7 protein-coding genes are annotated in these 13,970 nt (G+C 66.7%); all 7 read left to right on the top strand.

Features of this window, described 5'->3' with window-relative positions; translation table 11 throughout:
• The first annotated feature begins 154 nt into the window (after window positions 1–154).
• The 7 genes from ACFQZZ_RS11635 to pks13 all read left to right on the top strand — a co-directional run bounded on the left by ACFQZZ_RS11635 (window position 155) and on the right by pks13 (window position 13,956).
• A complete protein-coding gene (locus ACFQZZ_RS11635) occupies window positions 155–1,189 on the top strand; it encodes an alpha/beta hydrolase (RefSeq protein WP_378677949.1) in 1,035 nt (344 codons plus the stop codon).
• 153 nt (window positions 1,190–1,342) lie between these two features.
• A complete protein-coding gene (locus ACFQZZ_RS11630; RefSeq protein WP_378677947.1) occupies window positions 1,343–3,217 on the top strand; it encodes an alpha/beta hydrolase-fold protein in 1,875 nt (624 codons plus the stop codon).
• 289 nt (window positions 3,218–3,506) lie between these two features.
• A complete protein-coding gene (locus ACFQZZ_RS11625) occupies window positions 3,507–4,043 on the top strand; it encodes a DUF732 domain-containing protein (protein WP_378677944.1) in 537 nt (178 codons plus the stop codon).
• Window positions 4,034–5,026 (top strand): cutinase family protein, encoded by a 993-nt coding sequence (locus tag ACFQZZ_RS11620; protein WP_378678430.1) that lies wholly within the window; start codon window positions 4,034–4,036, stop codon window positions 5,024–5,026. The genes ACFQZZ_RS11625 and ACFQZZ_RS11620 overlap by 10 nt, the downstream gene beginning before the upstream one ends.
• 194 nt (window positions 5,027–5,220) lie before the next feature.
• Complete coding sequence (locus ACFQZZ_RS11615) at window positions 5,221–6,240, top strand: LLM class F420-dependent oxidoreductase (RefSeq protein ID WP_378677941.1); 1,020 nt, start codon at window positions 5,221–5,223, stop codon at window positions 6,238–6,240.
• Window positions 6,241–6,431: 191 nt separating this feature from the next.
• Window positions 6,432–8,345 carry a long-chain-fatty-acid--AMP ligase FadD32 gene (fadD32, locus tag ACFQZZ_RS11610; RefSeq protein ID WP_378677939.1) on the top strand — a complete coding sequence of 638 codons (1,914 nt, stop codon included), beginning with the start codon at window positions 6,432–6,434 and terminating at the stop codon, window positions 8,343–8,345.
• 322 nt (window positions 8,346–8,667) lie between these two features.
• Window positions 8,668–13,956 carry a polyketide synthase Pks13 gene (pks13, locus tag ACFQZZ_RS11605; protein WP_378677936.1) on the top strand — a complete coding sequence of 1,763 codons (5,289 nt, stop codon included), beginning with the start codon at window positions 8,668–8,670 and terminating at the stop codon, window positions 13,954–13,956.
• Window positions 13,957–13,970 lie beyond the last annotated feature (14 nt).

Genomic DNA, 13,970 nt, shown 5'->3' with positions numbered 1-13,970 from the left:
CGCAAGTGTGACCAGATCGTTGTAGCGCCGTCTTTTTGTGTCGGAATGTCGGGATCCGGCTCGAGTGTGACGTGCGTCTCGTTCGAAGCACGGGTGTTGCCCGGCCTTTACGGGCTACGGGCGGCACCACCACAGCAGAAAGAGAGCAGGATTCATGCGTTTCGGCAGGGCGGCCGGCCCGAAGAGAAGCACGGGACGGCGAGTCACCCCTCGCGGTTGGCGTAATCGAATTCTGGCTGTCGGTGCCGCAGCACTAGCGCTACCGATCGCCGCCGGAGTGGCGGTCCCGACCGTTGCCACGGCCGCACCGGCGCACAGCCCCGTGCTGCGCGCCCCCGCGGGTGGTTTCGAGGACCTGATGGTCCCCTCGGTCATGGGTCCGATCAAGGTCCAGGTCCAGTGGGCGGCGCGCGGCGGCAACGCGGCGCTGTACCTGCTCGACGGCCTGCGTGCTCGCGACGACCGCAATGCGTGGTCGTTCGAGACGAATGCGCTGCAGCAGTTCGGCAACGACAACATCTCCTTGATCATGCCGGTCGGCGGCCAGTCGAGCTTCTACACCGACTGGTACGCGCCGAGTAACACCAACGGCCAGAAGACCACCTACAAGTGGGAGACCTTCCTGACCAAGGAGCTCCCGGCCTTCCTCGAGGGCTACGGCGTCTCCCGCACCAACAATGCGGTCGCGGGCCTCTCGATGGGTGGCAGCGCCGCGCTGGCCCTCGCCGCTTACCACCGCGACATGTTCAAGTACGCCGCGTCCTACTCCGGCTACCTGAACATCTCCGCGCCGGGCATGCGTGAGGCGATCCGCGTCGCGATGCTGGACGCGGGCCGCTTCAACGTCGACTCGATGGCGGCGCCGTGGAGCCCTGCGTGGCTGCGGATGGATCCGTTCGTGTTCGCGCCGCAGCTCAAGGGCCTGCCGATGTACATCTCGGCGGCCAGCGGCCTCCCGGGTCAGCACGACCGGCCTGCCTCGGCGGTCGGTGTGTTCAACACCGGCAACGCGATGGCACTCGAGGCGCTGTCGCTGGTGAACACCCGCGCCTTCCAGGCCCGTCTTGCCACGCTGAAGATCCCGGCCCAGTTCGACTTCCCGGCTCAGGGCACCCACTCGTGGAAGTACTGGGAGAGCGAGCTGTTCAAGTCCCGCAACGGCATCCTGGATGCCACCGGCGGCTGGTGATTCAGTAGTCCTACACAGACCGGCGCTGCCCACTTCCGATCGGAAGTGGGCAGCGCCGTTTGTGTTCTCAGGAGGAGCGCGCTGCCCCGACCAAACGGTTTGCTCCCGCGCGTCCTCCCAGGAAGACCGCCCGTGCAGGGGTAGAAAACACTTGTGGCAGGGATTACGGGCGGCAGATGGGGCAGACGCGGGCGCTGCGGCGCTCGCCCGGCTCGTGGGCGGCTTGCGCTGCTCGCCACCGCTGTGGCGCTGCCACTGGTCGCCGGACTATCGCCGCTGACCGCGCCCGCAACCGCGCAGCCCGAGCCCGCTGTCACTGCGCTGGCCGACGCGACGGTGCAGCGGATGGTGTGGTTCAGCGACCGTCGGGTCGCCCTGTGGATCAATTCACCGTCGATGGCCGCACCCGTCCAAGTGCAGCTGTTGCTCGCCAGGGACTGGAACACCCGCCCGGAGGCCAGGTTCCCGCTGCTGTTCATGCTCGACGGTCTGCGTGCCACCGATGACGAGAGCGGCTGGACCAAGGACGCGGGCGCCGCCGACTTCTACGCCGACAAAAACGTCACCGTTGTGCTGCCGGTCGGCGGCCAGTCCAGCTTCTATTCCGACTGGCTGCAGCCGAACAACGGCCACAACTACAAGTGGGAGACCTTTCTCACCAAGGAACTTCCGCCACTGCTGGAGAGCCAGTGGCGAGCCACGGATGTCCGTGGCATAGAAGGCCTTTCGATGGGCGGCACGGCCGCGATGTTCCTGGCCGCGCGCAACCCGAACTTTGTCAAGTACGCCGCGTCGTATTCCGGCTTCCTCACCACGACCACCCTCGGTATGCCGCAGGCCATCCAGTTCGCCATGCGCGATGCGGGCGGGTTCGACTCCACCGCGATGTGGGGTCCGCCGACCAGCCCGGAGTGGGAGGGCCACGACCCGTACGCACTGGCGGATAAGTTGAAGGGGATCAGCCTGTACGTGTCCAGCGGCAGCGGCGCGACCGGGCCGTTCGACCAGGTGGCGAGCATGCCTTGGATGAGCACCAACGTCACGGGCATGGGTCTGGAGATCCTGTCGCGGCTCACTTCGCAGAACTTCGTCACCAAACTGGGCAAGCTGACCATCCCGGCCCAGGTGAACTACCGCCCCTCCGGCACCCATTCGTGGCCGTACTGGGATTTCGAGATGCGTCAGTCCTGGCCGCAGGCCGCCGCCGCGCTCGGCGTCGACCCGGGCAACGCGCCCTGCCAGGCCGGCGGTGCGATCGCCGCGGTGGCAAACGCCAACGGTTGGCTCGGAGACTGTGTCACCGCCGAATACCAAGTGGACGGTGGTGTGGCCCAAGACTTCCGGTCCGGCCGGGTGTTCTATTCGCAGGCGACCGGCGCACATCCCGTCGGCGGCATGATCGGTGGTGGTTACCAGGCCGCGCTCGGTGCGGTCGGACTGCCGATCGGCGACGAGCGCGGGCTACCCGACGGCCGCGGCCGGTTCCAGGCCTTCGAATACGGTTCGCTCTACTGGACCCCGCAGACCGGCGCCCAGGTGGTGCGCGGAGCGATCCTCGACGAGTGGGGCAAGCGGGGCTTCGAGCGCGGTCTCGTTGGCTATCCGACCGCACCGGAGGTCAAGACGCCGAGCAGGGACGGCGCGGTGCAGGCCTTCGAGAACGGCGCGTACTACTACAGCCGGCAGACCGGCGTACACCAGCTGCAGGGGCTGATCATGGGCAAGTACGCCCAAATGGGTTACGAGAACAGCTGGCTCGGTTTCCCGGCGGCCGAGGAACTGCCGCTGAAGGACTTGGGCCGCTTCAGCACGTTCGAGGGCGGCAGCATCTATTGGAGCCCGCTGTCGGGGGTGTGGGCGGTCCGGTCGGGTCAAATCATGGATACCTGGAAGGACGCCGGTTACGAGAACGGCAAGCTCGGGTATCCGATCAGCGACGAGTTCACGGTTCCCGGCGGCATCCAGCAGAATTTCCAGGCCGGATTCATTCGGGTACGCGACGGCAAACCCGAGGTACACGGGCTGTGATTTCGGCAGCGCCTTCGGCGCTGCGTGTTCGCGGCCCCCTTGGTCTCCCTTCCGAGCGGGCGAGACTCGCGACTTCGTCGCATGCGCTTCGCCCGATCGGAAGCGAGACGGGCCGCGAACTCTAGTGCTCGGTCTCGCTCCGCTCGGAAGACGGGGTCGTGGCGAGTGGGGGTGACAGTCGACTGCAAACAGCCTTCGAACGCGCCGTGCCGCGGGCGCCGCAAATTGGACACAGCTAGCCTGGTGGGCGACCCGCCCCTATTCGCGAACAGATCGAGGACACGAATTCATGCATCGGACCCGTGGAAAGGTACTCGGTGTCGCTGTGGCGCTCGCCGCCACCGGATTGCTCGCCGCCTGCGGCGACAATGATTCGACGGCATCGAGCACGCCGACACTGACCCACACCACGACGGCAGCGCAGCCGCCTGCCACAACGAGCAGCGCGGGTGGCGACACCGGGCAGCAGGCGCCCGCCCCTGAGCCGCCCCCGCAGACGCCCGTCGAGACGGCGGCGCCCGAGCGCCCGCTGCCGGTGCCGACCGATGCCGCGCCGCCGGGAGACACCACCAAGCTCACCGACAAGGACAAGAAGTTCCTCGAGGCGCTGAAGTCGCAGGGCGTCGCGTCTTCCAGCCCGGATATCGCGCTGAGCATCGGCACCTATGTCTGCCAGGGGATCGCCGCAGGCGCCTCGGAGCAGGACCTGACAACCTTCGTGAACGCGATGGCCGGATCCGACCCTTCCTTCGATCCGGCGAAGATGCCGGTCGAGCAGGCCGGAAAGATCTACATCGATACCGCTAAGCAGACGTACTGCCAGTGAGTACCCGCCGAGGTAGGACGTCCCGCCGGTTGCGACCGGCGGGGTGTCTGGTGTTCCTCGCGATCGTCGCGCTTGTCATCGTTCTGGTGCTGCTGCTGTGGTACCTGCTCGCGGGCAGATTGCGCCCACCAGGGCCGGGACCGAAGCCGCCGGAGCGACCGACCTCGCAGCCTGCCAGTTGCCCGGATGTTCAGATGATTTCGGTGCCAGGCACCTGGGAATCCAATAGCAACGACGACCCGCACAATCCGACGGCCAACCCGATCTCGTTGATGCTCAACATCTCCGGGCCCGTGCAGAGCCAGTTCCCGCAGGGCCGGCTGGACGTGTACACCGTCCCGTACGTCGCGCAGTTCTCGAACCCGATCGCGATTCCGCCGGACGGCCAGCAGTCCTACAACAACAGCCGTTCCCAGGGTGCGCAGCGGATGGTCGACGCGATGGCGAATCGGCATCGGGAATGTCCGCTGACCACCTACGTGATCGCGGGTTTCTCGCAGGGCGCGGTCATCGCGGGCGATATCGCCTCCGAGATCGCCTCGGGTAAGGGGCCGGTCCCCGCCGACCAGGTGCTCGGCGTGACGCTGATCGCCGACGGGCGTCGGACCGGCGACACCACGCCCGGGCAGCCCATCCAGATCGGGAACCCGCCACCGGGTGTCGGTGCGGAGGTCGCGTTGAAGGGTGTGAACGTGCCGGGAATCACGATGACCGGTCCGCGGCCCGGCGGCTTCGGCTCGTTGGCCGACCGCACCTACACGATCTGCGCACCCGGCGACCTGATCTGCGACTCACCACGACAGGCGTTGAGCCCCCTGAACATCGTTGGCAGCACGTTGACGCTGATTCGCGCGGCGGGCAATCCGGTGCACAGCCTCTACAACGGCTTCGTGGTCGACGGCGACGGAAACACCGCGACACAGTGGACGGTGAACTGGGCGAACGGCCTCATCGAAGGGGCACCCCACCCGCCGCACTCCTGAGAAGTTCAGCTGTGAACGACCACATCGGCGCGGGCCAACCATAGGGCGATGCACCCTTGCATACCGAAGCCTCGTCAGTCGCACAGGAGCACGCTGTAAAGTGCGCTGATGATCGCGACGCCGGCACTGCTGCCCCCAGGACCGGGGGCTGGCCGGCGCGCAGGAAATTTCCTTACAGCCAGGAGCATGAGTTCATGACAGAAGCCGCCGCACCGGCTGGTGAGTTGACCGCGTTGGGTACGCCGCTGCGTAACTTCCGCTTCGCGGCCGCGGGCGAAGGAAACAAGCAAGAGGGCGGTGCCCGCAAGTTCATCCAGACGGCGCAGCAAGCCGAGGAGTACGGCTTCGACACCTTTGTCGTGCCGGATCACCTCGGTGACCAGATCGGTCCGATCGCCGCGCTCGGTGCGCTGACGCAGGCCACCGAGAAGATTCGGCTGGGAACGTCGGTGCTGGCCAATGGATTTCGGCATCCGGTGGTGCTTGCCAAGGATCTGGCCACCATCGACGTGCTGTCGAAGGGGCGCCTCGAGGTCGGCCTCGGCGCGGGCTGGAAGCAGGACGAATTCGTCGCCGCGGGCCTGCCCTACGAGTCGCCCGGCGTCCGGCTGGAGAAGCTCGACGAGGCGTTGACCATCCTGGATGTGCTGCTGCGTGGCCAGGAGTGCACCTTCGAGGGCAAGCACTACCAGGTCAATGGCATCAAGGGCACGCCGAGGCCGCGGCAAGGTCCGCGTCCGCCGATCTGCACCGGCGGCGGCGGCCCCAAGATGCTGCGCCTGGCCGCCAAGCACGCCGACATCATCTCGATCGTTCCGGTCACCACCAAGAACGGCAAAGGTCTGCTCTCGGGCATCACCATGTCCAAGACCATCGAGAAGGTGAACCTGATCCGCGAAGCAGCGGGCGATCGGTTCGCCGACATCGAGCTGAACTGGGCTATCACCGCGATCGTCATCACCGACGACCGGGAGAAGACCGCGGAAATGGCCCTTTCCGCGATCGATCGTGGCCTGCACCCCGACCTCGAGGTCGACGTGAAGCTCTCCGTCGAGGAGATTCTCGAATCGCCGTATGTGGCCATCGGCACATTCGAGGAGATCGCCGAGCAGATCCGACGGGTGCGGGAGCTCACATCGATGTCCTATGTCGGTGTGTTCCCCACCCAGATGGACGCTTTCGCGCCGGTTATTCCCCTGCTGCGGGATGAGTGAGCCGCTGTTCTCTGTAACATGACTCTGGTTTGAGAACATCTAGCCGATAGCGGTCACCGCGCAGACCGCAACAAAAACTGCAGGCTGGCTCTTATACGTAGAGCACCCGCGGGCGATAGCGAGTCGGGGCCTCACAGGTAACAGCGGCGATGTCGCCGTCTTGCTGCGTGTGCCTCGGAGGAGAAGAAGGAATGGAAGAGACTTTCGACGACTACCTGGATGAAACCGGGAACATCCGCATTCCCGAGGATCACACCCTGGTCGATCACGTCGAGAAGCACACTCGGAACGACGCGAACACCCTGGCCTACCGCTACATCGATTACTCGCGTGAACGTGATGGCGAAGCTCAGGAACTGACGTGGCGTGAATTCGGCATCCGGCTGCGCGCGGTGGCCGCTCGACTGCAGCAGGTGACGAACCCGGGTGACCGGGTCGCGATCCTGGCGCCACAGGGCCTCGATTACGTGATCTCCTTCTTCGCCGCGATCTATGCGGGCACCATCTCGGTGCCGCTGTTCGACCCCGACGAGCCGGGTCACACCGACCGGCTGCACGCGGTGCTCGGCGACTGTGAGCCCTCGGCCATCCTGACCGCGAGCTCCTCCGCGGCCGGGGTACGCCAGTTCTTCCGCTCGCTGCCCGCCGCTCAGCGCCCGCGCATCATCGCCGTGGACGCGATTCCCGACAGCGTCGGCGAGACCTGGGTGCGTCCCGACATCGCGATCGATGACATCGCCTACCTGCAGTACACCTCGGGTTCCACGCGGACCCCGGCCGGTGTCGAGATCACCCACCGGGCGGTCGGCACCAACCTGCTGCAGATGGTCGATGCCATCAACCTGGACTGGAACTCCCGTGGCGTCACCTGGCTGCCGCTGTTCCACGACATGGGCCTGCTGACGGTGATCCTGCCCGCGGTCGGCGGCAAATACATCACCATCATGTCGCCGAGTGCCTTCGTGCGTCGCCCGTACCGCTGGATCAAGGAATTGGCCGCCGCCTCCGACGGCGCCGGAACCTTCGCCGCCGCACCGAACTTCGCGTTCGAGCACGCTGCGGCGCGTGGTCTGCCGAAGAACGGCGAGTCCCTCGACCTGTCGAATGTCATCGGCCTCATCAACGGCAGCGAGCCGGTCACCACCTCGTCGATGAAGAAGTTCAACGACGCGTTCGCGCCTTACGGACTGCCCAAGACCGCGATCAAGCCGTGCTACGGCATGGCCGAGGCGACGCTGTTCGTCTCGGCGACCAAGGCCGAGGACGAGGCCAAGGTCGTCTACGTCGACCGCGACGAGCTCAACGCGGGTCGTATGGTCAAGGTCGAGCAGGACACCGAGAATGCCATCGCCCAGGTGAGTTGTGGCTTTGTGGCGCTCTCGCAGTGGGCCGTGATCGTCGACCCGGACGCCATCGACGACGACGCGGGCCGCGAGCTGCCCGACGGCAGGGTCGGTGAGATCTGGCTGCACGGCAACAATATGGGCATCGGCTACTGGGGTCGTCCGGACGAGACCTCCGCGACCTTCAAGAACAAGGTCACCCACCGCCTGCCCGACGGCAGCCACGCCGACGGCGCCGACGACGAGGCCAACTGGATGCGCACCGGCGACTACGGCGTGTATCTCGACGGTGAGCTGTACATCACCGGCCGCGTGAAGGACCTGGTGATCGTCGACGGCCGCAACCATTACCCGCAGGATCTCGAGTTCTCCGCGCAGGAAGCGAGCAAGGCGCTCAGGCCCGGCTTCGTCGCCGCGTTCTCGGTGCCCGCGAACCAGCTTCCCGCCGAGGTGTTCGAGCAGGGCAGCCATTCGGGCCTGAAGTTCGACGCCGACGATGCCTCCGAGCAACTCGTCATCGTGGGCGAGCGTGGTCCCGGCGCGGGCAAGGCCGACCCGCTGCCCATCGCCGACGCGGTCCGCGCGGCTGTGTCGCAGCGCCACGGTGTGACCGTGCGTGACGTGCTGCTGGTGCCCGCGGGTTCGATCCCGCGTACCTCCAGCGGCAAGATCGCTCGGCGCGCCTGCAAGACTGCTTATCTGGAGGGAACGCTTCGTGGTGGTTACACCCAGCAGGCTTTCCCGGATGCTCCGGAAGAGTAATTGCCCGCAGGGGTGATGCGGCGAGCCGACCATCGACGTTCGGTGCCGGCGCATCCCACGCCGCTAGTGCTGCTTTGCAGGTCGCTTGACACGACGTCGCTTGTGCGGGTCACTGGAGGCGGCGCCGCTGGTGATTGCTTGCGGGTCACTCGAACCGACGCCGCTGGTGATTGCTTGCAGGTCACTGGAGGCGGCACCGCTGGTGATTGCTTGCAGGTCACTCGAACCGACACCGCTGGTGATTGCTTGCAGGTCACTCGAACCGACACCGAGCGTCAATTCGCGGCGCGCCCGGTACGCAGACAGGTAGCTTGAGGAATTGATGGCTGACAACGAGGGCACGCCCACCCAGACGACCGATGTTGAGCTCGCCGATGCGACCGACACCCCGCCTACCGCTGCGGATGCCAAGCCTGCGGTGACCGACATGTCGGTTGCCGAACTGCGGGAGTGGCTGCGCCGCTGGGTTTCCGACGCGACCGGTCAACCGCTGGAGAACATCACGGTCGACCGGCCGATGGAGGAATTCGGGCTGGCCTCACGCGATGCCATCGCGCTCGGCGGTGATATCGAAGAGCTGACCGGTGTGGTGCTCACGGCGACGGTGGTCTACCAGCATCCGACCATCGCATCGCTGGCCGATGTTGTCATCAACGGTGAGCCGGAGTTGCCGCAGGAATCCTCCGACGACTCGTTCTACACGGCTGGGTACCAGCCGGGCGCGGCGCACGACATCGCGATCGTCGGTCTTTCCACTCGCCTGCCCGGCGCGGGCGACACCCCCGAATCGACCTGGGAATTCCTGATCAACCGCGGCGACGCGATCCGGGATCTGCCGGAGGGCCGTTGGGAAGAGTTCACCAGTGAGCCCGCTGTCGCCGAGGCCGTTGCCGAGGGCAACACCAGGGGCGGCTACCTCGACCAGGACGTCGTCAAGGGCTTCGACGCGGAATTCTTCGCGATGTCGCCGATCGAGGTCGAGCGGGTCGATCCGCAGCAGCGCCTGATGATGGAGCTGACCTGGGAAGCGCTGGAGCACGCCAGGATTCCGGCGAGTGAGCTCAAGGGTGAGGCGGTCGGCGTCTTCATCGGCTCGTCCAGCAACGAATTCCAGCTGATCGCCGCGCTCGGGCTGGGCAATCCGGATCCGAATGTGCCCGCCTCGGCCGAGGCGTACGCCATCATGGGCAGCGTTTCCAGCATCATCCCCAACCGGGTGTCCTACTTCTTCGACTTCCGCGGCCCGTCTGTCGCCATCGACACCGCATGCTCGTCCACGATGGTCGCCGTGCACCAGGCGGTGCGCGCGCTGCGCGACGGCGACGCGGATCTGGCGCTGGCCGGTGGCGTGAACATGCTGCTTTCGCCGATGGCAACGCTCGGCTTCGACCGCAACGGCGGTGTTGCCAAGAACGGGCGAATCAAGGCGTTCTCGTCCGACGCCGACGGTATGGTCCGCTCCGAGGGCGGCGGTCTGGTCGTGCTCAAGCGTCTTGCCGACGCCGAGCGTGACGGCGACGAAATCTACGCGGTGATCAAGGGTTCCGCGGTCAACAATGACGGCAGGTCCAACGGTCTGCTCGCGCCGAACCCGGATGCGCAGGCCGACGTGTTGCGCCGCGCCTACCGCGACGCGGGCATCGCGCCGTCGACGGTCGACTACATCGAGGCGCACGGCACCGGCACCCTCCTCGGTGACCCGATCGAGGCCGACGCGCTCGGCCGGGTGGTCGGCCGTGGTCGCGACGACGACAAGCCCGCGTTGCTCGGTTCGGCCAAGTCCAACTTCGGTCACCTGGAGTCCGGCGCCGGTGCGGCCAGCCTGGCCAAGGTGATCATGGCGTTCCAGCACAATGTGCTGCCGCCGAGCGTCAACTTCGTTGGCCCCAACCCGTACATCCCGTTCGACCAGGCGCACCTGAAGGTCGTCGCCGAGCCGACGGAGTTCCCGCGCTACAGCGGCACCGCTACCGTCGGCATCTCCGGCTTCGGCTTCGGTGGCACCAACGCGCACCTCGTCGTGCAGGAGTACGTGCCTGCCAAGCCCGCGGCGGCGGCCAAGCCCGTAGCCGCCGTCGAGGGTTCCGTCGTCACCGATGAAGAGACGACCGACGTGATCGCGGACGCGACCGAGATCGTCGTGGAAGCGGCGCAAGCCGAAGCGCCCGAGGCCGAATGGTCGACCGAGCGCGAAGAGCCGCTGCCGGTGATCCTGGCCGTCTCGGCCTATCTGCCCTCGCGTCGTCGTCGCGCCGCCGCGGATCTGGCCGACTGGCTGGAATCCGACGCGGGTCGGGATGTTCCGCTCGCGGATGTGGCGCGGGCACTGGCCAAGCGCAGCCATCACCGTTCGCGCGGTGTTGTGCTGGCCAAGACTCATGAAGAGGCGGTCGCGGGTCTGCGCGCCATCGCGTCCGGCAAGCCGGGCACCGGTGTGTTCACCGCGGACGCCCCCGCCGCCAACAGTCCGATCTGGGTGTTCGCCGGTTTCGGCGCGCAGCACCGCAAGATGGGCAAGCAGCTCTACCTGGAGAACTCGATCTTCCGCAAGGCCGTCGACGAGGTCGACGAGCTGGTGCAGGACGAGGCCGGTTACTCGGTGCGCGAGATGATCCTTGACGACAACCAGGACTACGACGTCGGCACCTCGCAGGTCGGCATCTTCACCATCCAGATCGGCCTTGCCGCACTGCTGCGCGCGCACGGCGCCGAACCCGGCGCGGTGGTGGGTCATTCGATGGGTGAGGTCGCCGGGTCCTATATCGCCGGTGGTCTGCCGCTAGAGGATGCCGTACGGGTGATCTGCGCCCGCTCGCGGCTGATGGGCGAGGGTGAAGCGATGATCACCGACGCCGATGTGCGCAATATGGCTCTGGTCGAGCTCAGCGCCGACGATGTCGAGGCGATGCTCGTCGACTACCCGGACGTGGAGTGCGCGGTGTACGCGGCGCCGACCAACACGGTGATCGGCGGCCCGCAGGATCAGGTGGCCGCGATCGTGGCGAAGGTCGAGGCCGCGGGCAAATTCTCCCGGGTGCTGCAGACCCGCGGTGCCGGGCACACCTCGCAGATGGATCCGCTGCTCGGCGAGCTGGCGGCAGAGCTGGCCGGTATCGAGCCGACAAAGTTGAAGGCGGGGCTGTACTCGACCGTCAACAAGGAGCAGTTCTACCGCGCGGGCAGCGACCCGGTGCATGACGAGGACTACTGGGTCAAGAACATGCGCCACAGCGTGTATTTCACCAATGCGGTGAAGCTCGCGGTGGACTCCGGGCACACCACGTTCCTGGAGCTGGCGCCGAATTCCGTTGCGCTGATGCAGGTGCTCGGCACCACCTTCGCGGCGGGCCTGCACGACGCGCAGCTCATTCCGACGCTCAAGCGCAAGGAAGACGAGTCCGCGGGCGTAATCGCCGCGCTGGCCCAGCTGTATGTGCACGGACACCGTGTCGATCTGTCGTCGCTGCTGCCCGCGGGCGCGTACGCCGATATTCCGCGCACCGCGTTCCTGCGCAAGCAGTACTGGCCGAACGCGCGGATGGCCGCCGACGCCGGCAATACCCGCGTGCCGGGTGCGCACGTCGCGCTGCCTGACGGGCGGCACGTATGGGAGGTGCAGGCCTCGGCCGTCACCGAGCTGGACGCGCTGGTGAAAGCCGCTGCGGCACAGGTGCTCAGCGATGTTTCGCTGGGTGTCTCGGTTCCGTACGCCGCGGTCCCCGCTGCCGGCACCCTGACCACCACCCTGACCCCGTACCCGGGCGGTGGCTCGGTCCAGGTGCACGCCAAGGATGGCGCGGTCTTCCGGCTGCTGTTCGACGGGGTGCTCTCCTCCGGTGCGCGGCTGCCCGAACCCTTTGTCGCCGCGCCTGTCGCTGGCGCCGAGTCGGCGAGCGCCGGCGGCGCGGATATGGAGATCGTCGAAACCTTCGGTGACCGTTGGGATCCGGAGGGCAACCAGACGCTGGAGGAGCGGCTGGCGCTTATCGTCGCCGAGTCGATGGGCTACGCGGTCGAGGATCTGCCGATGGAGATCCCGCTGATGGAGCTCGGCCTCGACTCGCTGATGGCGATGCGCATCAAGAACCGGGTCGAGTACGAATTCGATATCCCGCAGCTGCAGATCCAGGCCGTGCGCGATGCGAACCTGAACGAAGTGGGCAAGGTTCTGCACTACGCCATCGAGCACCGCGAAGAGATGCAGGCGATGGCCGAGAAGCAGGCCGCGGGCGAGGAAATCGCGGTCGACGGCGGGTTCGTCGCTGCGGCCCGCGCTGCCCTGGAGGCCGGTCAGGACCCTGCCGCAGCGGTGGCGAATGCCGCTGCCGCTGAGGGGGTTTCGCTGAACACCGAGGACACCACGGTGGAGGCGGAGGCCGAGGCGATCGTCGCGGAGGCCGAGACGGTCGCAGACGTCACCGGTGCCGCCGCTCCGGCGACACCCGCGCCGAGCTCGACCGAGCAGGCGGTCGCCGCCGCGCAGCAGGCCCCCGCGGCGGTCGAGTCGGTCTTCGGCACGCAGTCCTCGGCCGACGAGGACGACGTGCCACCGCGTGACGCCGCCGAGCGGTTGACCTTCGCCACCTGGGCGATCGTCACCGGAAAATCGGCGGGCGGCATCTTCAATACCCTGCCGATCCTGGAGGAGGAGCTCGCTGAAAAGCTGGCGACCCGACTCACGGAACGGGTCAAGGCCGAGGTCACCATCGACGACGTGCTCGACTGCGAGACCATCGAGCAGCTCGCCGACATTGTGCGCGGACTGCAGGACAGCGGCGCCGATGTGGAAGGGTTCATCCGGCCGCTGCGAGCGCGCGCCGAGGGCTCGAATGCGGTGCCGGTCTTCGTATTCCATCCCTCGGGTGGCAACACCCTGGTCTACGAGCCGCTGCTGAAGCGGCTGCCGTCCGACACCCCGATGTATGGCTTCGAGCGGGTCGAGGGCGATATCGTCGAGCGGGCACGTCAGTATCTGCCCGAACTCCGCAAGATCCAGGGTGACGGTCCTTATGTGCTGTACGGCTGGTCGCTCGGCGCGGTCTTCGCGCTGCAGGTCGCGCAGCTGCTGCGGGCCGAGGGCGCCGATGTGCGCATTGTCGGTCTGATCGACCTGGCCATCCCTACCGAGGGCGAGGACAACAGCCCCGAGGAACGGGTGCGCCGCGTCGAGCGCTACCAGGCCTTCGCCAAGAAGACCTATGGCGTCGAGGGTGAGCTGGACCGCGAGCAGTTGGAGACGCTGGCCGCGGCCTCCGATGAGGAACAGTTCAAGATGATCAGCGATCTCATCAAGATCAGCGGCACCAAGATTCCCGGCGGTGTGCTCGAGCATCAGCGCACCTCGTGGATCGAGGGACGGCACCTGTCCAAGACCACACCGACCCACTACGACGGTGACGTGGTGCTGTACCTGGCGGATCGCTATCACGACGGCATGATCGAGCTGGAGCCGCGCTACGCCGATCGGCGGCCCAACGGCGGCTGGGACGAATACATTCCCAATCTCGAGGTCATCCACATCGCAGGCGACCACCTGCAGATCGTTGATGAGCCGCGGATCGGGAAGATCGGAGCTGACCTCACGGCGAAGCTTGCCGTGATTGCCCCCTAGGGGCGCACCTGATG

Source organism: Nocardia sp. GCM10030253, assembly GCF_042675075.1.
In the GTDB taxonomy this organism is placed as follows: Bacteria; Actinomycetota; Actinomycetes; order Mycobacteriales; family Mycobacteriaceae; genus Nocardia.
This window is presented reverse-complemented; position numbering and strand designations above follow the sequence as displayed.